Origin of the sequence: uncultured Methylibium sp., from assembly GCF_902826655.1 — a bacterium.
In the GTDB taxonomy this organism is placed as follows: Bacteria; Pseudomonadota; Gammaproteobacteria; order Burkholderiales; family Burkholderiaceae_C; genus Methylibium.
This window is the reverse complement of the sequence record NZ_CADEFR010000009.1, coordinates 18,393-36,557: the sequence shown is the minus strand read 5'-3', so window position 1 is coordinate 36,557 and position 18,165 is coordinate 18,393. Positions and strand designations below refer to the sequence as shown.

Genomic DNA, 18,165 nt, shown 5'->3' with positions numbered 1-18,165 from the left:
AGCCGACGATTCAGCCGACCGCCAGCAGGTCGACCTCGAACAGCAGCGTCGCGTTGGGCGGGATCACGCCGCCGGCGCCGCGGGCCCCGTAGCCCAGGGCCGCGGGGATCACCAGCCGGCGCGTGCCGCCGACCTGCATGCCGGCCACGCCCTCGTCCCAGCCGCGGATCACCATGCCGGCGCCGAGCGAGAACTCGAAGGGGTCGCCGCGGTCCTTGCTGGAGTCGAACTTCTTGCCGGCGACGCCGTCGTTGTAGAGCCAGCCGGTGTAGTGCACGCGCACGTCCTGGCCGGCCTGCGCGGTGGCGCCGCTGCCGACGGTCGTGTCTTCGTACTGCAGGCCGGAAGCGGTGGTTTGCATGGTGCTGCGCCTTCTGGAAGTGGAAAAGCGCGCAGCATAGCCGCGCGCCGCCGCCCCGGCGCTAGTCGACGCGGGCCTGCAGGCGCAGCACGGCCTGCTGCAGCAGGCGCGCGTCGGTGCTGGCGCGATGACGCTGCTGCGGACCGGCCTCGGCCACCGCCTGCTGCCTGGCGCCCGGCAGGCGCTGCGCCGCGTCGTCGTCGAGCAGGCTGCGCAGGTGGTCGAGACGGAACGCCGGCGTCATGTCGGCCGCGTCGAACAGCCGGGCCAGCCAGGCGTAGTCGTGGGCCCAGCCGTCGCAGTAGACGATCTGCCCGCGCAGCCGCTCGTTCAGCGTGGCCGCCACCTCGCGCGCGCTGCGCCCGTGCTGCAGCGCCAGCTCGCGCGGGATGTGGTGCAGCGCCTCGGCAGCGGCGTCCCAGTGCTGCCAGTCCGGCTCGGGCCGGACCAGCGTGCACCAGCCCTTGCCGTCGGGCAGCACGAAGCCGATCTCGATCGGATAGCTGCCGCGGCCGAAGCCCGACGCCTCGATGTCGAGGATGGTCGGCGCCGCGCGGCGACGGGGGCTGGGCGGGGGCAGCATGGTGGCCGGTGGCATGCAATACGCGCGCCCAGGGCGGGCCGGGCGCTGTCGCCTAGGCGACGTTCCCTCGGGCCGAGCCCCACTGCCCAAGCATCGGCGCGAGGCGTAAGGTGCCGGGCTCGACCGCCGCTGGAGACCTTGCCCGTGAGCCCTGTGAGTCCCGTCAGCCCCCCGAGCCCCCCGAGCCCCACGAGCCCCACGAGCCCCGTGCCCGCCGACCGGCCGCATCTCAAGGTCTGGCCGGCACGCCTGCCGCGCGAACTGGTGATCCCCGACACGACCCTGTGGTTCAACCTGGAGGTGACGGCGCGGCGCTATCCGGACAAGGCCGCCTACGTGTTCCTCGGCCGCACGCTGAGCTACCGCGAACTGCAGCGCCAGGCCGAGGCGCTGGCCGGCTGGCTGCAGCGGGTGGCCGGCGTGAAGGCCGGCGAGCGCGTGGCGCTGTACCTGCAGAACTGTCCGCAGTACATCGTGGCGTACTACGCGATCCTGCGCGCCGACGCCGTCGTCGTACCGGTCAACCCGATGAACAAGGCCGACGAGGTCGGTCACTACATCACCGATCCGCAGACGCGGGTGGTCGTTGCCAGCGCGGACCTGGCCGTCAACGTCGCCACCGCCGATGCCGCGCTGCCGCCGGCGCAGCGCCTGCAGCACCTGCTGGTGACGCGCTATGCCGACGCCCTGCCGGATCGCTATCCCGAGGGCCTGTCGGTGGCGCCGGCGATGGACCAGTGGCTGCGCGCCGACCCGCCCCTGCCGACCAGCGTGTCGCCCGACCTGCCGGTCACGCGCTGGCCCGATGCGATCGCGGCCGGTCATGCCCCCGGACCGCACACCGCGCAGCCCGACGACCTGGCGCTGCTGCCCTACACGTCCGGCACCACCGGCCTGCCCAAGGGCTGCATGCACACCCACCGCACGCTGATGAGCAACGCCGTCGGCGGCGGGCAGTGGGGCTACGGCGGCCCCGAGTCGGTGTCGCTGGGCGTGGTGCCGCTGTTCCACGTCACCGGGATGATGTATTCGGTGCTGGGCTCGGTCTACCTGGGCGGCACGGTCGTGCTGATGCCGCGCTGGGACCGCGAGCTGGCCGGCACGCTGATCTCGCGGCATCGCGTGACGCACTGGACCTGCATCCCGACGATGATCATCGACCTGTTCGGCAGCCCGAACTACAAGGCCTTCGACCTCTCGAGCCTGCGCTACATCAGCGGCGGCGGCGCGGCGATGCCGCACGCGGTGGCGCAGCGCCTGCTGGACGAGTTCGGCCTGACCTTCGCCGAAGGCTACGGCCTGACCGAGACCGCCGCGCCCAGCCATGGCAACCCGCCCGAGCGCGCCAAGCTGCAGTGCCTGGGCATCCCGATCTACGGCGTCGACTCGCGCGTCGTCAATCCGGACACGCTGGAGGAGCTGCTGCCCGGCGAGACCGGCGAGATCGTCACCCACGGCCCGATGGTCTTCAAGGGCTACTGGCGCCACCCGGAGGCCACGGCCGCGGCCTTCGTGAAGATCAAGGGCGACGACAAGCTCTTCTTCCGCACCGGCGACCTGGGCCGCATGGACGAGGAAGGCTACTTCTTCCTGACCGACCGGCTCAAGCGGATGATCAACGCCAGCGGCTTCAAGGTCTGGCCCGCCGAGGTCGAGCTGATGCTCTACAAGCATCCGGCGGTGCAGGAGGCCTGCATCATCGCGACCCACGATGCCTACCGCGGCGAGTCGGTCAAGGCGGTGATCGTCAAGCGCCACGACCGCCAGGACGTGACCGCCGAGCAGATCGTCGAGTGGGCGCGCGAGCAGATGGCCGCGTACAAGTACCCGCGCGACGTGGAGTTCGTCGACGCGCTGCCCAAGTCCGGCGCCGGCAAGGTGCTGTGGCGCGTGCTGCAGGAGCGCGAGGACGCCAAGACGCGCGCGCCGACCCGGGGCGGCTGAGTGGCGCGGCTCGAGGTCCGGCGCGCCGCGGCGACCCTGGTCGCCGAGCACGAGTCGCGACCCGGCGCCAGCGGCGTGCCGCTGGTCTTCCTGCATGCCGGCGTGGCCGACCGGCGCATGTGGCAGGCGCAGCTGGCGAGCTTTGCGCCGGCCCACCCGGTGCTGGCCTACGACCGCCGCGGCTTCGGCGAGACCCGCGTCGCGCAGGCCCAGACCTATGCCCAGGTCGATGACCTGTGGGCCGCGATGGACGCGGCGGGCCTGCGCAGTGCGGTGCTCGTCGGCTGCTCGCAGGGCGGGCGCATCGCGCTCGACGCTGCGCTGGCGCAGCCGCGCCGCGTGCTCGGCCTGGTGCTGGTGGCGCCGGCGGTCAGCGGCGCGCCTGAGCCCGAGGCCTTCGCGCCGGCGATCCGGCAGCTGGTCGATGCCTGCGAAGCGGCCGAGGCGAGCGGCGATGCGGATCGCCTCAACGAGGTCGAGGCCCGCCTCTGGCTCGACGGCGTGTCCGGCGAGGCGGGTCGCGTGCAGGGGCCGGCCCGCGAACTCTTCCTCTCGATGAACGGCATCGCGCTGCGTGCCGGCGACGTGGGCCGCGCGCTCGATCCGCCGCCGGCCTGGGAGCGGCTCGATCGCCTGCGCCAGCCGACGCTGGTCGCCTGGGGCACGCTCGACTTTCCTCATCTGCAGGAGCGCTGCGCGGCGCTCGTCGCGGCGATCGCCGGCGCGCAGCCGCTCGTCTTGGACGGCGCCGGGCATCTGCCCAACCTGGACGAGCCCCAGGCCTTCGATGCCGCCCTCGCGGCCTTTGTCGGCGGGCGCGGCTGAGCCGCCTCAGCGCGCGTCGATCTTCAGCTCGGCGTAGCCGGTCTGCGCATCGAAGGCCCGCGTGAAGGCCTGCTGCTCGAGCAGCTCGACCAGCAGTTCCACGGTCGTGCGCACTTCGCAGCCGGCCGCGACGTGGCCACCGGTCACGCGTCCCTGCGCGTCGGCCACGCTGGCGTGCAGGTGGGCGCCGTCCGGCGACAGCGAGCCCGCGAGCGTCAGCAGCTCGACCGGCCCGTGCAGCCAGGTCGGCTCGGCGGCGTCGGCCAGGCGCAGGGCCGTGACGCGCAGGCTGCCGATGCCGGCGACGACGAAAGCCGCCGGCCAGCCGCGATCGCGCGCCAGCGCTTCCAGGCCGAGCCGCAGGTCGGTGCCGGGTTCGAGGCGGAGCGCGAGGCGCATCGGGGTCGGCATCGGCGGCGATCAGCGCAGCGGCCGCACCTGCAGCGCGCACAGGTTGCGCACGTGGCGGGCTCCGGGGCGCAGGTCGGCCAGCGAGCGCAGCGACAGCGGGCCGGCGACCGCATCGAGCGGCTTGCCGTCCTGCGAGCCGATCACGTAGACCTGGTCGCCGAGCGCGCTGTTGTAGAGCTCGCCCCACGAGAACACGGCCCGGTAGCCGTCGGTCGCGACCGCCTCGACCACCCAGGTGCGCGCGCCGCGCTGGCCATCGCCGAAGCCGGCGCGCGCCAGCACGTCGCGCAGCAGCCAGCCGCCGTAGACCAGCGTCTGCTCGTCGCGCGCGCCGTTGCGCTCGATCACGCGCTTGCTGCTGACGCTCTGCGGCGGCAGCGACTCGAGGTCGGCGCGCCGCAGCGCCAGGGGTGCGGCATCGCTGACCTGGGCCGACAGCAGGACGCCCGCCTCGCGCGGCGACGGGTCGCTCGGGCAGGCGATCGTGCCGGCAGTCAGCAGCGCCAGCAGCAGCGGGACGAAGGGGCGGGGGCACAGGCGCATCGGGCAGCTCCGGAAGCTCGCGACGATGCTACCGCTGGCTACACTGCCCGGCAGCATGGACGCCGGCACCAGCCTCATCGTCATCGTCGCCCTGATCGGCGCCAGCGCCTTCTTCTCGATGGCCGAGCTGTCGCTGGCGGCGGCGCGACGCCAGCGGCTGCGGCAGATGGCCGACGACGGCGATGGGCGCGCGCTGCAGGTGCTGGCCGTGCAGGAGCAGCCGGGCCACTACGTGACGGTGGTGCAGATCGGGCTGAACGCGGTGGCGATCCTCGGCGGCATCGTCGGCGAAGGCGCGCTGACGCCGACGCTGACGCGCTGGCTCGGCGCGGTGATGGCGCCCGAGACCGCGCAGACCGCCGGTTTCCTGCTGTCCTTCCTGGCCATCACGGCGGTGTTCATCCTGTTCGCCGATCTCTTCCCCAAGCGGCTGGGGCTCAGCAATCCGGAAGCGGTGGCGCTCCAGCTGATCGGGCCGATGCGCGCACTGACGGGTCTGCTCAAGCCGGTGGTCTGGGTCTTCGACAAGGCGGCCGACGCGCTGTTCGCGCTGTTCGGCATCAAGACGACGCGCGACGACCGCGTCACGCACGCCGACATCCTGGCGATGGCGGAGGCCGGCGCCGCCGGCGGGCTGCTGGCGCACGAGGAGCAGCAGCTGATCGCCAACGTCTTCGAGCTCGACACGCGCACGGTCGAGAGCGCGATGACCGCGCGCGACCGCATCGTGCACTTCCTGCGCGACGACCCGCCGGAGCTGATCCGCGCGCGCATCACCTCGAACCCGCACTCCACCTACCTGGTCTGCGACGGCGACATCGACCACGTGCTGGGCTACGTCGACGCGAAGGACCTGCTGATCCGCGTGCTGAACCAGCAGTCGATCGAGCTCGACGCCGAGGGCGTGCTGCACAAGGTGCTGGTGATCCCGGACCGGCTCACGCTGTCGGAGGTGATCGAGCAGTTCCGTACCGCGCACGACGACTTCGCGGTCATCATGAACGAGTACAGCCTGGTGGTCGGCGTGATCACGCTCAACGACGTGATGAGCACGGTGATGGGCGACCTGGTCTCGCCCTGGGCCGAGGAGCAGATCGTCCGGCGCGACCAGAACTCCTGGCTGATCGACGGCCTGACGCCGATCCCCGACGTGCTGCGCGCGCTGGAACTGGACGAACTGCCGCACCAGGGCCAGTACGACACGCTGGCGGGCTTCCTGATGGTGATGCTGCGGCGCATCCCGCGCCGCACCGACTGCGTCAGCGTCGCCGGGCACCGCTTCGAGGTGCTCGACGTCGACAACCACAAGATCGACCAGGTGATGGTGACGCGCCTGCCCGGCGAGACCGGGGCCTGAATGTGGGAAGCCCCTGCCGCCGGTGACGGGGGCAGGGGCCTCGATTGGTGCTCCTGTTGGTGGACTCCCCGCAGGGAGCCCAGGGCCCGGAAGCTCGACCCGTCGTCTGCGCTCCGTCGCCGTCGCCTGGGGGGCGGGGCAGCGGGGCCTCGACGCTTTGCATTCTCGGCACGGATGATCGCGCGGCTATGCCGCGAACGGGGGGTCCCGCCCCCTCATTCCGGTCGGATTGCTCGGTGACAGGGCCGGTTTCAAACCGACGCAATCAGGTCCCGGGTCTCCGGGTGGCGGCGCACGTAGCTCGACACGTACGAGCATTGCGGCCGGATCCTGAGTCCCTGCGAAGCCGCGTACGCGAAAGCTTCGCGCACCAGCGCGGCCGCCAGGCCCCGGTCGCGCAGCGCGGCAGGCACGTAGGTGTGATGCATCACCATCACGCCGCGCCGCAGCTCGTAGTCGGCGACGCACTGCAGTCCGTCGACCAGCGCCTCGAAGCGCGAGGCCGCGGCGTTGTGGACGACGGTCGTCATGCGGCTCTCACACCCAGCCCGCCATGCCCAGCGCGGCGCCGGCGCCGATCAGCCACAGCAGGTGCAGCCGGGTGCGCCAGACCAGCAGCGCCGCGGCGGCGGTCAGCAGCAAGGGACGCCATTCGCCCCACGGGGCGGCGAGCAGCCAACCGGTCGCGGCGATCAGCGCCAGCGTGATCGGTGCCATGCCGGTCTTGAAGGCTCGCACCGCGCGCCAGTCCTGGCGCGCGTGGCCCCAGCGGGTCGCCAGCAGCGCCAGGGTCGCCGAGGGCAGCATGATGCCGACGAGCGTCGCCACCGCCCCGGCGAGCCCCGCGGCCTGAAAGCCGAGCAGGGGCACGAACAGCACGTTGGGGCCGGGGGCGGCCTGCGCGATCGCGATGGCCGACGCGAACTGCGGATCGGTCAGCATGTGCTGCTCGGCCACCATCCAGCGGTGCATGTCCGGCGCCACCGTGATGGCGCCGCCGATCGACAGCAGCGACAGCAGCAGGAAGTGGCCGAACAGCGACAGCAGCGTCGACGCCTCTGGGCCGCTCATGGGTCGACCCTCCGCGCAGAGCGCTCCGGGATTCGCGCTCGAGAGCGGCCCGGCGCGCTCATGCGCCGCGCTCCGCCGACGGCGCCAGGCGCCGCCACGCCAGCCCGCAGGCCAGCAGGCCGAGCCCCAGCAGCACCCACACCAGCGGCCAGCGCAGCAGCGCGACCGCCGCGAAGCAGGCGCCGCCCAGCAAGGCGACAACCGGCAGTCCGAGCGGGCTGGCGCGCAGCGGGCCGGCCAGCTTGACAGCCGTGCCGACGATCATCCCGGCCGCCACGGCGCCCATGCCGCGCAGCGCCCCGGCGACCAGCGGGTGACTGGCGAACTGTGCGTACAGCGCGATCGCGGCCAGGACGATCAGCAGGGGCACGGCCATCATCCCGGCGAGCGCGGCGAAGGCACCGCGCGTGCCGAACCAGCGGTCACCGACCATCAGCGACAGGTTGCAGACGTTGGGCCCGGGCAGCACCTGCGCCAGCGCCAGCATCTCGAGGAACTCGGCCTTGCTCAGCCAGCGCCGGTCTTCGCACAGCACGCGCTGGGCGACCGCCAGCACGCCGCCGAAACCCTGCAGCGCCAGGGCGGTGAAGGCCGTGAACAGCTCGGTGCAGGAGGCCGGGCGCGCCAGCGGCGCCGCGTCGTCGTCGGTCATGCGGCGATGGTAGTCGCCGCATGCCGGATGCCGGGTCAGCCCTCCCGGTCGAGCGACTTCGGTCCGGCGCCGTAGGCCACGACGAACAGCAGGCCGCCGGCGATCGCGAGGTTCTTGAAGAAGTTGATCTGCTGCGCCATCTGCTGGTCGGCCGGCATGGCCCAGAAGTTGTGGAACAGCACGGCCGCGACGACGGTGAACAGCGCCAGGATCAACGCGGCCCAGCGCGCCTTGAAGCCGACCAGCAGCGCCAGCGCCACGCCGACCTCGACGACGATGGTGCCGGCCGCCGCCACCTCGGGCAACGGTAGCCCCTTCGAGGCGATGTAGCCGGCCGTGCCCTGGAAGCCCGCGATCTTGCCGATGCCGGCGGGGATGAACAGCAGGGCGATCAGCGCGCGGCCGAGCAGGGGGCCGAACTGACGGAAGAAGCTCATGGTGGTTCCTTGGAGTGGTGGGAGTCCCCGCAACGGCACCGAGGCGAGCGAGGCTAGCACCGGCCGGCGCGGCGCGGCAAGGCGGTGTCGGCCGATGGCATCATGCGCGCCTCGCCGCCACCCGCGGCGTCCGGGCACCCTGGCCGCGTACGGCGCGGCGCACCTCGCGAGGATCGACGATGACGACGAAGTACCTGCTGCTCGCCGCGGCGCTGCTGCTGCTGCCGCCGGCGGCCGGGGCGGCCGACCCGGCCCCGAAGAAGGGCAACACGCTGAGCCTGGGCAGCGGCAAGCCGACCGGCAAGCTGCTGACGCGCGACCAGCTCCGCCAGTGCCTCGCGAAGCAGAAGGCGCTGAAGGAACAGGACGCCGAAACGGCGCAGGCGCAGGCCGCGCTGGATGCCGACAAGGCGGCGATCGCGCGGGCTGATGCCGAGCTGGAGAGCGAAGCGACGGCGCTGCAGGCCGAGCGCGCAGCGGTCGACACCACCAAGGAAGAGGCGATCGCGGCCTTCAACGCCAAGCTGGCCCAGCGCGCCGAACGCGAACGGGCGCGCGACCAGCGCGTCGCCGACTACAACACGCGGCTGCCGGCCTTCAATGCGCGCGTGCAGGCCGGCAACCAGGTGCGGCAGGGCTGGCAGGCCGACTGCGCCGACCGCGCCTACGACGAGGCGGACTACTTCGCCATCCAGCGCGGCAAGTGACGCGCCGCCGCGCGCCGGGCCATCAGGGCCGCTCGGCCACGGCCTTGAGGTTCGCCAGGCCTTCCGAGAAGTCCTTGCCGATCATCTGGTCGGAGAACAGCGCGAACCAGCGGTACAGCGGGTTGCCGCCCATGTCGCCGTCCATGCGCCAGGTCACCTCGGTGCCGTCGCCTGCCGCCTTGAAGCGCAGTTCGCCCGTCGACACGCTGCTGAAGCCCTCGAAGCGGATCTCGTAGGCGACGCGCAGCGGCGGCTCGGCCGCGGTGAGGCGCATGCCGCCGTTGCCCTGGCTCGTGCTCTTCCAGTCCCAGGCGGCGCCGGTGCCGCTGTCCGGGCCGCTGTAGGCGATGGTCATCGCCGGGTCGCGCCGGTTCCATGCCGACCACTGAGCCCACGCGCGCGGCGCAACGACGAGGGCGTAGACCTTGTCGGGTGGCGCCTTGACCTGCTGCGTGCGCGTGACCTGGAACTTCGGCGACAGCAGCATGCCGCCGACGGCGATCACCAGCACCAGGGCCAGGATCAGCGCCACCAGCCACTTCAGGGCCCGGATCAGCATCGTGCGCTCCTCGGCGGCATGGCACGCCGCTCGCCGGGAAGCCTAAGACCGGCCAGCGGCACTGTCCATCGCGGCTATCGATAATCGTCCGGCACCCGACCACGAGGAGACGACGATGGCCCAGGATCGACCGCTGTTCCCGACGACGCTGGCCGGCAGCCTGCCCAAGCCGGGCTGGCTGGCCGAGACCAACAAGCTGTGGCCGCAATGGAAGGCGCAGGGCGCCGAGCTCGACCAGGCCAAGTGCGATGCGACGCTGTTGTGGATCAAGGCCCAGGAGGATGCCGGCCTGGACATCGTCGGCGACGGCGAGCAGGCGCGGCAGCACTTCGTGCACGGCTTCCTCGAGAAGGTCGACGGCATCGACTTCGAGCACAAGGTCGAGATGGGCATCCGCAACGACCGCTACAAGGCGATGGTGCCCCAGGTGGTCGCGCCGCTGAAGCTCCGAGGCCGGGTGCATGCGATGGAGGCGCGTTTCGCGCGGGCCCACACCACGAAGAAGCTGAAGTTCACGTTGCCGGGACCGATGACCATCGTCGACACGGTGGCCGACCGCCACTACGGCGACCGCGTGAAGATGGCCTTTGCGTTCGCCGAACTGCTGAACCAGGAGGCGCTGGCGCTGCAGGCCGACGGCGTGGACATCATCCAGTTCGACGAGCCGGCCTTCAACGTCTACATGGCCGAGGCGGCCGACTGGGGCGTGAAGGCGCTGGAGCGTGCGGCGCAGGGCCTCACCTGCACGACCGCCGTGCACATCTGCTACGGCTACGGCATCCAGGCCAACATCGACTGGAAGAACGCGCTCGGCGACGAGTGGCGCCAGTACGAGCAGGTGTTCCCGGCGCTCGCGAAGAGCTCGATCGACCAGGTGAGCCTCGAGTGCTACCACTCGCACGTGCCGCCCGACCTGATGAAGCTGCTGGACGGCAAGGACGTGCTGGTCGGCGTGATCGATGTCGCCAGCGCCGAGATCGAGACGCCCGAGCAGGTCGCCGATACCATCGGTCGCGCGCTGCAGTTCGTCCGCAAGGAGAGGCTCTTCCCCTGCACCAACTGCGGCCTGGCGCCGATGGACCGCGAGGTGGCGCTGAAGAAGCTGCAGGCCCTGGCGGCCGGGGCGGCGCTGGCGCGCCGGCGCTACGCCTGAGGTCCGCGCAGGCACAAAAAAACGCGGCCGAGGCCGCGTTTCTTCAGGCGCTTCAGCGCTCGCTGGATTACAGCGGGCGGATGTTCGCGGCTTGCGGGCCCTTCTGGCCTTGCTTCACCTCGAATTCGACGCGCTGGTTCTCCTGCAGGGTCTTGAAGCCCGTGCCGGTGATGTCGCGGAAATGCGCGAAGACATCGGCGCCACCGCCGTCCTGGGCGATGAATCCAAAGCCCTTGGCTTCGTTGAACCACTTCACGGTGCCGGTTTGCACGCTCATAACATTCCTATCGATCGAACAAAGATGCAGGCGCGGCGACATGCCATGCCCGTGCAGAGACACTCAAGAAACGCTACCTGGGGGAGACGAACCAGACGGCCTTCGGAACCGAAGACCGGATCGAACCGAGACACCTAAGAACCACGGTCTTGCGCATATCTACGGGTCGCAGTGTAGCCGATCGATGCGCGCAAGCAGGCCGAGCCGGGAATGCGTGACACTCGCGCAACAGACCGGAGAGCCCCGAATGAGCACGACGCACGACCCTGAGCACGACCGCTGGAAGCACGACGGCGTGCGCGTCATCCCGGCCGGCCAGCTCGATCCGAACACCGCGCAGACGCCGGGCATGGACCGCCAGGCCGCGATCACCTTCGCGCGTGTCGGCGCGCAGAAGCTGTGGGCCGGCACCGTGCACATCCATCCCGACGCGAAGACCGGCGCCCACCATCATGGTCCGCTCGAGAGCGTGATCTTCGTCGTCAAGGGCCATGCGCGCATGCGCTGGGGCGAGCAGCTGCAGTTCACCGCCGAAGCCGGCCCGGGCGACTTCATCTACGTGCCGCCCTTCGTGCCGCACCAGGAGATCAATGCCAGCCGCGACGAGAAGCTCGAATGCGTGCTGGTGCGCAGCGACGGCGAGGCGACGGCCGTCAACCTGGACATCGAGCCGGTCGAGAAGCCGGAGACCGTGCTCTGGGTCGACCCCATCCACCGCGGCTGAGGCCGCGGTTCAGAGCAGGGGAATGGCGCGCATCGGCCGCTCGGCGTAGTCGGCCAGCCGCTGCAGCGCCCGCGGATTGAGCAGGCGCAGTCGCCCGTCGGCGATCTCGTGCAGGCCCAGCCGGTGCAGCTTGCGCAGGGTCTTGTTGGTGTGCACCAGCGACAGGCCCAGCGCGTCGGCCACATGCTGCTGGCTGACCGGGAACACGACGCCGCGGTCGTCGCGCAGCCCGACGCGCTCGGCGCGACGGAACAGGTGGATCAGCAGCATGGCGATGCGTTCGCTGGCGCTGCGGCGGCCGACCGACAGCAGCGTCTCGTCGGTCATGTTCTCCTCGCGCGCCGACAGCCAGGTGATGTCGTAGCCGAGGCTCGGGAACTCGCGGTACAGCGACCACAGCCGGTCCTTCGGGAAGCGGCACAGGGTCACCTCGGTCAGGGCCTCGACGCCGTGCGGCGCGCCGTCGGCGAACTGCTCCTGCAGGCCGATGAAGTCGCCGGGCAGCAGGAAATTGAGGATCTGCCGCCGACCGTCGCTGAGGGTCTTGAAGCGGAAGGCCCAGCCCGAGAACACCGTGTAGAGCGAGTCGCTCGCCGCATGCTCGCGCAGGACTTCGCCGCCGGGATCGGCGCGCACCATGCCCTGGCGAAACTGCTCGATGAAGACCTGCTCGGGCTCGGTGGTCGGCGCGAACGCCGGCAGGGCGCGCAGCGGGCAGTGGGCGCAGGGCACGGAGGCGGGGCAGGGCTTCGGCACGCGGGACCTCGCTATGTGAAATGACATTGTGGCGCCGCCGGGCGGCCCTTAAGGTCTCGCCCGTCGCAAATCAAACCGCACACGGACCGCATGGAGCCTCTTGTTCAGTTCCTCTACCTCAGCCGCATCGCGGGCGAGAAGCCCTTCGAGGTGGTCGCCGAGGTCGCCGTCCAGGCCCGCCGCAACAATGCGCGCGTCGGGATCACCGGCGTGCTGGTGTTCGACGGGGCCCACGTGTGCCAGTACGTGGAGGGCTCGCTCGCCGAGATCGATGGCCTGATCGAACGTCTGAAGCGCGACCCGCGCCACGAGGCCCTGCAGGTGCTGCACCACGGCCCGTCGGAGGGCGAGCGCCTGTTCGCGCGCTGGCGCATGGGCTACCTGCTGCTGGACGACGGCCAGGAGCTCACGCGCTTCGCCGCGTTGCGCGGTCCGGCGGCGGTCCGTGCCGTGCTCGACCAGTTGCCGCTCGTCGATCTGGAACCCTGAGCACGGCGATCAGCCGGCCGCGAGCCGGCGCGCCAGCGCAGCGACTCCGGCCTCCGAGAGGTTGTCCGTCTCGAAGCGCGGCGCGGCGCCGAGGCGGGCGAAGTGCTGGCCTTGCGAGCGGGCGTACAGCGGGTCGTAGTGCTCGCGCATCAGCGCCTCGAACAGCGGCGGCAGGGCGCGCGCCCGGGCCCAGTCCTGCCACTGCGCCAGGGTCTCGTTGGCCTGCAGGCCCTTCAGCAGGCCGAGCTTGTCGACGAGTCGCTGCGGGTCGTCACCCAGCCAGTCGTAGTCGCGCAGCAGGTAGGCCAGGCGTGCGGCAGGCGTCGCGGCGATCTCGACCGCCGGGCTGTCGCGCAGCCTCAGCAGCAGGGCATCGGGCAGGCCGATGCGGCCGATCTTGCGGCTCTCGGCTTCGACCCAGACCGTGCGCCCGAGGTCGAAGCCGGCCAATGCGGTCGCCAACCGGGTCTCGAAGGCCTTCTGCGTCGGCTGTTCGGTGCCGGGCAGGGCGCCGAGGACGGAGCCCCGGTGCGCGGCCAGCGCCTCCAGGTCCAGCACCTGTTCGCCCTGCTCGGCCAGGGCCTGCAGCACGCGCGTCTTGGCGCTGCCGGTCGGCCCGCACAGCACGCGCAGCGGCAGGCGTGGTGCGAGCGTCGCGATGCGCTCGATCACGTGGGCGCGCCAGGACTTGTAGCCACCCTGCAGCTGCTGGGCATCCCAGCCGACGAGTCGCATCCACGTCACGAAGCTGCCGCTGCGCATGCCGCCGCGCCAGCAGTACAGCAGCGGGCGCCAGGTCTTCGGGTGGTCGCGGAACTGCGTCTCCAGGTGGCGCGCGATGTTGCGCGCGACCATCGCGCCGCCGATCCGGCGTGCCTCGAAGGGCGACACCTGCACGTAGATCGTGCCGACGATGCGCCGCTCCTCGTCGTCGAGCACCGGGCAGTTGATCGCGCCGGGGATGTGATCGAGCGCGAACTCGGCCGGCGAGCGGACGTCGATGACGGCGTCGAAGGCGGGCAGGTCGTCGACCCGGGTCGGGCGGGGGTGCATGCGGGGCGGCTCAGGGCTTTCTGGCGGCGTCCTCGCGCGCCTTCTTCAGCATGGCCAGCCACTCCGTCCAGTCGACCGGGCCGCTGTCGAAGCGCTTCTGCAGGTTGGCGAGGACATGGCCCCAGGCGCGGTCGAAGTAGGCATAGGCCTGGTCCCATTCGCCACCGTCGCCCCAGCCGGTGTGGTGGAGCGTGAGCCGGCTGCGACGCTCGTCCAGCGCCTCGAAGCGCAGCACGACGAAGCTGCGCTGCTGCCGCACGCCCGGCAGGCTGGGCGGCGCGTTCCAGTCGAAGGACAGCATGCGCTTCGGCTGCAGGGCCATGTAGCGCATGTCGTCGGCGCCCTTCGAGCCCGGCGGAGCGCCCGGGTCGATGTGGATGTGGAAGGCGCCGCCGACGCGCGCATCGATCACCGCGTCGGGGGCGAAGAAGCCGACGATCCCCTCGCGCGTGGTCCAGGCCGCCCACAGCTGGTCCAGCGTCGCGTTGACGACGACCTGCTTGTCGATGCTGCGCTCGGCCGCGCGCAGGGGCATGGCCGCCAGGCCCAGCAGCAGCAGCGGCACCAGCCAGCGTGCGATCCTCATGGCCATTTCCTCGGAGATCACGGATGGTCGCGATGTTGCCGCAGCCGGCGCTTCACGGGAACGTCATGCGCGGGTCACGACGCCCGCCTAGCGTACGCGTCCATTGCGCCACCCCCTGGAGTCTCTGCATGCGAATCGCTTCCCTGCTCACCGCCGCGCTGCTTCTGGCCGCCGGCAGCGCCTGCGCCGTGTCCGCGGGCCACCGTCCCGGTCCGCCGCCCTCGACGGCCGAACCGCTGGTCATCGGCCACCGCGGCGCCAGCGGCTACGTGCCCGAGCACACGCTGGCCGCCTACTGGCTGGCGATCGAGCAGGGTGCCGACTTCGTCGAGCCCGACCTCGTCAGCACCAAGGATGGCGTGCTGGTCGCGCGGCACGAGAACGCGATCGCGATCCTCAATGCCGACGGCAGCCTGCGCGAGGCCACGACCGACGTGGCCGAGCGCCCGGAGTTCGCGTCGCGCCGCACCACCCGGTCGATCGACGGCGTCGCCATCACCGGCTGGTTCACCGAGGACTTCACGCTGGCCGAGCTGAAGACCCTGCGCGCGCGCGAGCGCATCCCGGCGCTGCGCCCGGCCAACGCGCGCTTCAACGACATGTTCGAGGTGCCGACCTTCGAGGAGGTGCTGCAGCTGGTGGAGCGGGCCAACGAGCGCCGTCGCCAGGAAGCGCGTGCCGACGGTGTCAAGGCCCGCAAGGCGAAGCCGGTCGGCGTCTACCCCGAGACCAAGCATCCGAGCTACTTCCAGGGCATCGGCCTGGCGCTCGAGGAGCCGCTGGTGCGCCTGCTCGACCGCTACGGCTACAAGCGCGCCGACTCGCCGGTCTTCGTGCAGTCCTTCGAGACGGCGAACCTGAAGAAGCTGCGCAGCATGACGCGCGTGCCGCTGGTGCAGCTGTACGGCGGCGCGGCGGCGCGGCCCTGGGACTTCGTGGTCGCCGGCGACGTGCGCACCTACGGCGACCTGGCTCGCCCGGCCGGCCTGGCCGAGGTGGCCGGCTACGCCAACGGCATCGGCCCGGCCTCGACGCTGATCGTGCCGCTGGTCGGCGGGCGGCTCGGCACGCCCACGACCCTGATCGCCGACGCGCACGCGGCCGGGCTGCTGGTGCACCCCTACACCTTCCGTGCCGAGAACGGCTTCCTGCCCGACGAGTTCGATGCCGGCAGCGATCCGGCGTCACTGGGCGACATGGGCGCCTGGGTGCGCGCCTTCCTGCAGCTCGGCATGGATGGCTTCTTCACCGATCACCCCTTCATCGGCAAGCGGGCGCGCGACGCCTTCGTCGGCCGACGCTGAGCGCGGCGGTCGGGTATCCGGCGCCGTGGGCGAACTGTCAGCGCCGCGACGCATCATGGGTCGTCGGCCCGCCGTGGCCCGGCGTTGTACAGCCACCCACTTCCACAGGAGACCCCGATGACAGCCCGTCGCCAGTTCATCCAATGGATTCCCGCCGCCGGCCTGGCCGTGCTGGGCGCCCGCAGCGCGCACGCCCAGGCCAGGGTCGACGAGAAGGACGCCCAGGCCGCTGCACTCGGCTATGTCCACGATGCCACCAAGGCCGACAAGGCCAAGTTCAAGAACTACGCCGCCGGCCAGAACTGCGGCAGCTGCGCGCTGTTCCAGGGCAAGGCCGGCGATGCGGCGGGCGGCTGCCCGCTGTTCACGGGCAAGCAGGTCGCTGCCGCAGGATGGTGCAGCGCCTACGCCAAGAAGGCCTGAGCCGAGGTCCCGCAGGTGCGTTTCGACGGGGGCCGCGAGGCCCCCGTCGGCTTTTCGGCGCTGCCGGCGCTGCGGTTCGTCGCGCTGCAGCGCCGTTCATCCCGCACTCCGCCCCGTTGATCGCATGTGCGTGGCGTGCCGGTCCGGCGCTGCCGATACTGCTTTCCATCGAGGCCCGATCCGGGTCTCTGGAACGGGAGCCAGACATGAACAGCCTCTTCTCCACCCACCACGCCGCCGCCGCTGCCGTCGCCCTCGCGCTGACCGCCGGCCAGCTGGTCGGTGTCGACGCGCTGGCTCAGCATCGCACCGTGTCGCCGCATGCGCAGGTCGTGCAGCTCGAGCGCGTGGTCGTCACCGCCCATCGCAGCGCGGCGGCGCCGGCCGACACGCAGCTGGCCGCCGCCTGCACGGCGACCGCAGCGCGCAGCTGCTGATCGCGCAACGCTTGCATACCGGCGGGCTACAAGACTCCCCCGCTGTTCGGCCGCGCCGGGCTCTGGCCCCGCGCGGCCTTTTTCATGCCGGGTCGCGTTGACGCGGCACTCCGGCGCTGCGACACTCGCGCCCTCGCTGCGGTCCGACCGGGCCGCCCCTCAACCGACGCAAGGAGACGTGACATGAGCCAGACCGACATTGCCGTCCTCCCGTCGGCTGCCGCCTGAAGCCCGGGCGCTCGAAGTCCCCTTCGATCTTCGACCCGCCGCGCGCCTCCGCCCGCGGCCGACTCCTGACCTGATGCCCTGCCGCGCGCGCTGCGCGGGCAGATTGCTGCGCATTCGCTTCGGCGAAAGCGTCATCACGCCCGAGAGTCCGAACCATCATGATCGAGATCGATTTCGAGCCCCTGCTCCCCATCGGCTGGAGCCTGGCGCTCGCCCCGGCGCTGCATGCAGCGCTCGGCACGCTGGAGCCTGACCCGGCCCCGCGCGCCATGTGGCTGCTGCGCCTGGTCGAGGTGCACCGCGAGACCCTGAAACTCCACGACGGCCACGCCGAGCACGTCGGCCGTGCCTTGCCGCGGCTGGTGCGCGAGCTGTCCGAGGCCGGCGCCGCGCTGGCGGTCGGCGACTGGCTGCTGTGCGCGCGCGACTCGCAGGGCGGGCTGTGGGTCGAGCGGCGGCTCGAGCCGCTGAACCACGTCGCGCGCCGCGATGCCGATGGCCGCCGCCACGCGGTGGTCAGCAACGTCGACACGGCACTGTTCGTCATGGGCCTGGACGCGGACTTCAATCCGCGCCGGCTCGAACGCTTCCTGCTGCTGGCGCAGCACGGCGTGCAGCCGGTCGTCGTGTTGACCAAGGCCGACCTCGTCGCGCCCGAGCCGGCGACGCGCGAGGCGCTGGTCGCCGACGAGATCGATGCGCTGCGCGCGCGCGTCGGGCCCGCCGTGCCGGTGCTGGCGGTCGACGCGACCTCGCCGCAGGCAGCGCTGACGCTCGCGCCCTGGCTCGTGCCGGGGCAGACGGTCGTGCTGCTGGGCTCGTCCGGCGCCGGCAAGTCCACGCTGACCAACACGCTGGCGGCGCGCAGCCTGCAGGACACCGGGCCGGTGCGTGCCCATGACCACCGCGGCCAGCACACGACGACCTCGCGCTCGCTGCACCGCCTGCCGGGCGGCGCCTGCGTGATCGACACACCGGGCCTGCGCGCGCTGCGGCCCGACATCGACGAGGCCGCGCTGGCGCGGGGCTTCGAGGACGTCGAGGCCCTCAGCCTGCGCTGCCGCTTCCGCGACTGCCGGCACGGCGACGAGCCCGGCTGCGCGGTGCACGAGGGCGTGACGCCGGACCGGCTGCGCAACTACCTCAAGCTGCAGCGCGAGCTGCGGCGCGACACGATGAGCGCGCTCGAGCGGCAGCGCCAGCTGTCGGAGTGGAAGGCACGGGGCCGCGCCGGCGAACTGCGCGCGCGCATGAAGCGCGGCGAGGCGTGATGCGGCGCGACGCG

At 71.8% G+C, this 18,165-nt stretch carries 24 protein-coding genes; 11 read left to right on the top strand and 13 right to left on the bottom strand.

The features are described 5' to 3' along the window. Positions 1–10: 10 nt before the first annotated feature. Both QZV97_RS06230 and QZV97_RS06225 read right to left on the bottom strand, forming a co-directional pair. Positions 11–361, bottom strand: a complete 351-nt coding sequence (locus QZV97_RS06230) for an FKBP-type peptidyl-prolyl cis-trans isomerase (RefSeq protein WP_295640162.1) — start codon at positions 359–361, stop codon at positions 11–13. A 61-nt stretch (positions 362–422) separates the two neighbouring features. Further along, positions 423–944, bottom strand: a complete 522-nt coding sequence (locus QZV97_RS06225; RefSeq protein WP_295640159.1) for a hypothetical protein — start codon at positions 942–944, stop codon at positions 423–425. Positions 945–1,151: 207 nt separating this feature from the next. Here QZV97_RS06225 and QZV97_RS06220 point away from each other — a divergent pair, with 207 nt between their 5' ends. Both QZV97_RS06220 and QZV97_RS06215 read left to right on the top strand, forming a co-directional pair. Then, positions 1,152–2,888, top strand: a complete 1,737-nt coding sequence (locus tag QZV97_RS06220; RefSeq protein WP_295640155.1) for a long-chain fatty acid--CoA ligase — start codon at positions 1,152–1,154, stop codon at positions 2,886–2,888. Beyond that, positions 2,889–3,713: an alpha/beta hydrolase gene (locus tag QZV97_RS06215; protein ID WP_295640152.1), complete on the top strand. Its 825-nt coding sequence runs from the start codon at positions 2,889–2,891 to the stop codon at positions 3,711–3,713. 6 nt (positions 3,714–3,719) lie between these two features. Here the strand turns inward: QZV97_RS06215 and QZV97_RS06210 are convergent, their stop codons facing one another. Both QZV97_RS06210 and QZV97_RS06205 read right to left on the bottom strand, forming a co-directional pair. Then, entirely contained in the window at positions 3,720–4,112 is a 393-nt protein-coding gene (locus QZV97_RS06210; protein WP_295640148.1) for a PPC domain-containing DNA-binding protein, read from the bottom strand. A 21-nt stretch (positions 4,113–4,133) separates the two neighbouring features. Continuing rightward, complete coding sequence (locus tag QZV97_RS06205) at positions 4,134–4,667, bottom strand: hypothetical protein (RefSeq protein WP_295640145.1); 534 nt, start codon at positions 4,665–4,667, stop codon at positions 4,134–4,136. A 55-nt stretch (positions 4,668–4,722) separates the two neighbouring features. Here QZV97_RS06205 and QZV97_RS06200 point away from each other — a divergent pair, with 55 nt between their 5' ends. Continuing rightward, positions 4,723–6,024, top strand: coding sequence for a hemolysin family protein (locus tag QZV97_RS06200; protein WP_295640142.1), 1,302 nt, complete (start codon positions 4,723–4,725; stop codon positions 6,022–6,024). A gap of 251 nt (positions 6,025–6,275) precedes the next feature. Here QZV97_RS06200 and QZV97_RS06195 read toward each other — a convergent pair whose 3' ends face one another. The 4 genes from QZV97_RS06195 to QZV97_RS06180 are packed head-to-tail and all read right to left on the bottom strand — an operon-like array spanning position 6,276 to position 8,184. Next, positions 6,276–6,554, bottom strand: a complete 279-nt coding sequence (locus tag QZV97_RS06195) for a GNAT family N-acetyltransferase (protein ID WP_295640139.1) — start codon at positions 6,552–6,554, stop codon at positions 6,276–6,278. 7 nt (positions 6,555–6,561) lie between these two features. Further along, positions 6,562–7,095 (bottom strand): chromate transporter, encoded by a 534-nt coding sequence (locus tag QZV97_RS06190; protein WP_295640136.1) that lies wholly within the window; start codon positions 7,093–7,095, stop codon positions 6,562–6,564. A gap of 58 nt (positions 7,096–7,153) precedes the next feature. After that, positions 7,154–7,747, bottom strand: coding sequence for a chromate transporter (locus QZV97_RS06185; protein WP_295640133.1), 594 nt, complete (start codon positions 7,745–7,747; stop codon positions 7,154–7,156). Between the two features lie 35 nt (positions 7,748–7,782). Continuing rightward, a complete protein-coding gene (locus QZV97_RS06180) occupies positions 7,783–8,184 on the bottom strand; it encodes a DoxX family protein (protein ID WP_295640130.1) in 402 nt (133 codons plus the stop codon). A 179-nt stretch (positions 8,185–8,363) separates the two neighbouring features. Here QZV97_RS06180 and QZV97_RS06175 point away from each other — a divergent pair, with 179 nt between their 5' ends. After that, on the top strand, positions 8,364–8,891 hold the full coding sequence (locus tag QZV97_RS06175; RefSeq protein WP_295640127.1) for a hypothetical protein: 528 nt from the start codon (positions 8,364–8,366) through the stop codon (positions 8,889–8,891). Positions 8,892–8,913: 22 nt separating this feature from the next. Here the strand turns inward: QZV97_RS06175 and QZV97_RS06170 are convergent, their stop codons facing one another. Beyond that, positions 8,914–9,450 (bottom strand): SRPBCC family protein, encoded by a 537-nt coding sequence (locus QZV97_RS06170; protein ID WP_295640124.1) that lies wholly within the window; start codon positions 9,448–9,450, stop codon positions 8,914–8,916. Between the two features lie 133 nt (positions 9,451–9,583). Here QZV97_RS06170 and QZV97_RS06165 point away from each other — a divergent pair, with 133 nt between their 5' ends. Beyond that, a complete protein-coding gene (locus QZV97_RS06165) occupies positions 9,584–10,603 on the top strand; it encodes a methionine synthase (RefSeq protein ID WP_295640338.1) in 1,020 nt (339 codons plus the stop codon). A gap of 67 nt (positions 10,604–10,670) precedes the next feature. Here the strand turns inward: QZV97_RS06165 and QZV97_RS06160 are convergent, their stop codons facing one another. Next, positions 10,671–10,880, bottom strand: a complete 210-nt coding sequence (locus QZV97_RS06160; protein WP_295640334.1) for a cold-shock protein — start codon at positions 10,878–10,880, stop codon at positions 10,671–10,673. Positions 10,881–11,127: 247 nt separating this feature from the next. Here QZV97_RS06160 and QZV97_RS06155 point away from each other — a divergent pair, with 247 nt between their 5' ends. Beyond that, the gene (locus tag QZV97_RS06155; RefSeq protein WP_295640121.1) at positions 11,128–11,604 is read left to right on the top strand and encodes a cupin domain-containing protein; all 477 of its coding nucleotides are present in this window, start codon (positions 11,128–11,130) and stop codon (positions 11,602–11,604) included. A gap of 9 nt (positions 11,605–11,613) precedes the next feature. On the opposite strand, the gene QZV97_RS06150 is transcribed toward QZV97_RS06155, so the two are convergent. Then, positions 11,614–12,360, bottom strand: a complete 747-nt coding sequence (locus tag QZV97_RS06150) for a Crp/Fnr family transcriptional regulator (RefSeq protein WP_295640118.1) — start codon at positions 12,358–12,360, stop codon at positions 11,614–11,616. 90 nt (positions 12,361–12,450) lie between these two features. Between QZV97_RS06150 and QZV97_RS06145 the strand changes: the two genes are divergently transcribed. Further along, entirely contained in the window at positions 12,451–12,849 is a 399-nt protein-coding gene (locus QZV97_RS06145) for a BLUF domain-containing protein (RefSeq protein WP_295640116.1), read from the top strand. Between the two features lie 9 nt (positions 12,850–12,858). On the opposite strand, the gene mnmH is transcribed toward QZV97_RS06145, so the two are convergent. Further along, the gene (mnmH, locus tag QZV97_RS06140) at positions 12,859–13,902 is read right to left on the bottom strand and encodes a tRNA 2-selenouridine(34) synthase MnmH (RefSeq protein WP_295640113.1); all 1,044 of its coding nucleotides are present in this window, start codon (positions 13,900–13,902) and stop codon (positions 12,859–12,861) included. Positions 13,903–13,912: 10 nt separating this feature from the next. Next, on the bottom strand, positions 13,913–14,488 hold the full coding sequence (locus QZV97_RS06135; protein ID WP_295640109.1) for an SRPBCC domain-containing protein: 576 nt from the start codon (positions 14,486–14,488) through the stop codon (positions 13,913–13,915). 128 nt (positions 14,489–14,616) lie between these two features. Here QZV97_RS06135 and QZV97_RS06130 point away from each other — a divergent pair, with 128 nt between their 5' ends. The 4 genes from QZV97_RS06130 to rsgA all read left to right on the top strand — a co-directional run bounded on the left by QZV97_RS06130 (position 14,617) and on the right by rsgA (position 18,151). After that, the gene (locus QZV97_RS06130) at positions 14,617–15,792 is read left to right on the top strand and encodes a glycerophosphodiester phosphodiesterase (protein WP_295640106.1); all 1,176 of its coding nucleotides are present in this window, start codon (positions 14,617–14,619) and stop codon (positions 15,790–15,792) included. A 117-nt stretch (positions 15,793–15,909) separates the two neighbouring features. Beyond that, positions 15,910–16,215, top strand: a complete 306-nt coding sequence (locus tag QZV97_RS06125) for a high-potential iron-sulfur protein (protein WP_295640103.1) — start codon at positions 15,910–15,912, stop codon at positions 16,213–16,215. 206 nt (positions 16,216–16,421) lie between these two features. Further along, positions 16,422–16,652, top strand: coding sequence for a hypothetical protein (locus QZV97_RS06120; protein WP_295640100.1), 231 nt, complete (start codon positions 16,422–16,424; stop codon positions 16,650–16,652). 386 nt (positions 16,653–17,038) lie between these two features. Beyond that, positions 17,039–18,151, top strand: a complete 1,113-nt coding sequence (gene rsgA, locus QZV97_RS06115; RefSeq protein WP_295640097.1) for a ribosome small subunit-dependent GTPase A — start codon at positions 17,039–17,041, stop codon at positions 18,149–18,151. Positions 18,152–18,165 lie beyond the last annotated feature (14 nt).

Coding starts and splice junctions, on each gene's coding strand:
- QZV97_RS06210 (WP_295640148.1), bottom strand. CDS start 4,112: ATGCGCCTCGCGCTCCGCCTCGAACCCGGCACCGACCTGCGGCTCGGC.
- QZV97_RS06225 (WP_295640159.1), bottom strand. CDS start 944: ATGCTGCCCCCGCCCAGCCCCCGTCGCCGCGCGGCGCCGACCATCCTC.
- QZV97_RS06135 (WP_295640109.1), bottom strand. CDS start 14,488: ATGAGGATCGCACGCTGGCTGGTGCCGCTGCTGCTGCTGGGCCTGGCG.
- rsgA (WP_295640097.1), top strand. CDS start 17,039: ATGATCGAGATCGATTTCGAGCCCCTGCTCCCCATCGGCTGGAGCCTG.
- QZV97_RS06180 (WP_295640130.1), bottom strand. CDS start 8,184: ATGAGCTTCTTCCGTCAGTTCGGCCCCCTGCTCGGCCGCGCGCTGATC.
- QZV97_RS06190 (WP_295640136.1), bottom strand. CDS start 7,095: ATGAGCGGCCCAGAGGCGTCGACGCTGCTGTCGCTGTTCGGCCACTTC.
- QZV97_RS06205 (WP_295640145.1), bottom strand. CDS start 4,667: ATGCGCCTGTGCCCCCGCCCCTTCGTCCCGCTGCTGCTGGCGCTGCTG.
- QZV97_RS06195 (WP_295640139.1), bottom strand. CDS start 6,554: ATGACGACCGTCGTCCACAACGCCGCGGCCTCGCGCTTCGAGGCGCTG.
- QZV97_RS06145 (WP_295640116.1), top strand. CDS start 12,451: ATGGAGCCTCTTGTTCAGTTCCTCTACCTCAGCCGCATCGCGGGCGAG.
- QZV97_RS06200 (WP_295640142.1), top strand. CDS start 4,723: ATGGACGCCGGCACCAGCCTCATCGTCATCGTCGCCCTGATCGGCGCC.
- QZV97_RS06170 (WP_295640124.1), bottom strand. CDS start 9,450: ATGCTGATCCGGGCCCTGAAGTGGCTGGTGGCGCTGATCCTGGCCCTG.
- QZV97_RS06120 (WP_295640100.1), top strand. CDS start 16,422: ATGAACAGCCTCTTCTCCACCCACCACGCCGCCGCCGCTGCCGTCGCC.
- mnmH (WP_295640113.1), bottom strand. CDS start 13,902: ATGCACCCCCGCCCGACCCGGGTCGACGACCTGCCCGCCTTCGACGCC.
- QZV97_RS06230 (WP_295640162.1), bottom strand. CDS start 361: ATGCAAACCACCGCTTCCGGCCTGCAGTACGAAGACACGACCGTCGGC.
- QZV97_RS06185 (WP_295640133.1), bottom strand. CDS start 7,747: ATGACCGACGACGACGCGGCGCCGCTGGCGCGCCCGGCCTCCTGCACC.
- QZV97_RS06160 (WP_295640334.1), bottom strand. CDS start 10,880: ATGAGCGTGCAAACCGGCACCGTGAAGTGGTTCAACGAAGCCAAGGGC.
- QZV97_RS06130 (WP_295640106.1), top strand. CDS start 14,617: ATGCGAATCGCTTCCCTGCTCACCGCCGCGCTGCTTCTGGCCGCCGGC.
- QZV97_RS06175 (WP_295640127.1), top strand. CDS start 8,364: ATGACGACGAAGTACCTGCTGCTCGCCGCGGCGCTGCTGCTGCTGCCG.
- QZV97_RS06125 (WP_295640103.1), top strand. CDS start 15,910: ATGACAGCCCGTCGCCAGTTCATCCAATGGATTCCCGCCGCCGGCCTG.
- QZV97_RS06155 (WP_295640121.1), top strand. CDS start 11,128: ATGAGCACGACGCACGACCCTGAGCACGACCGCTGGAAGCACGACGGC.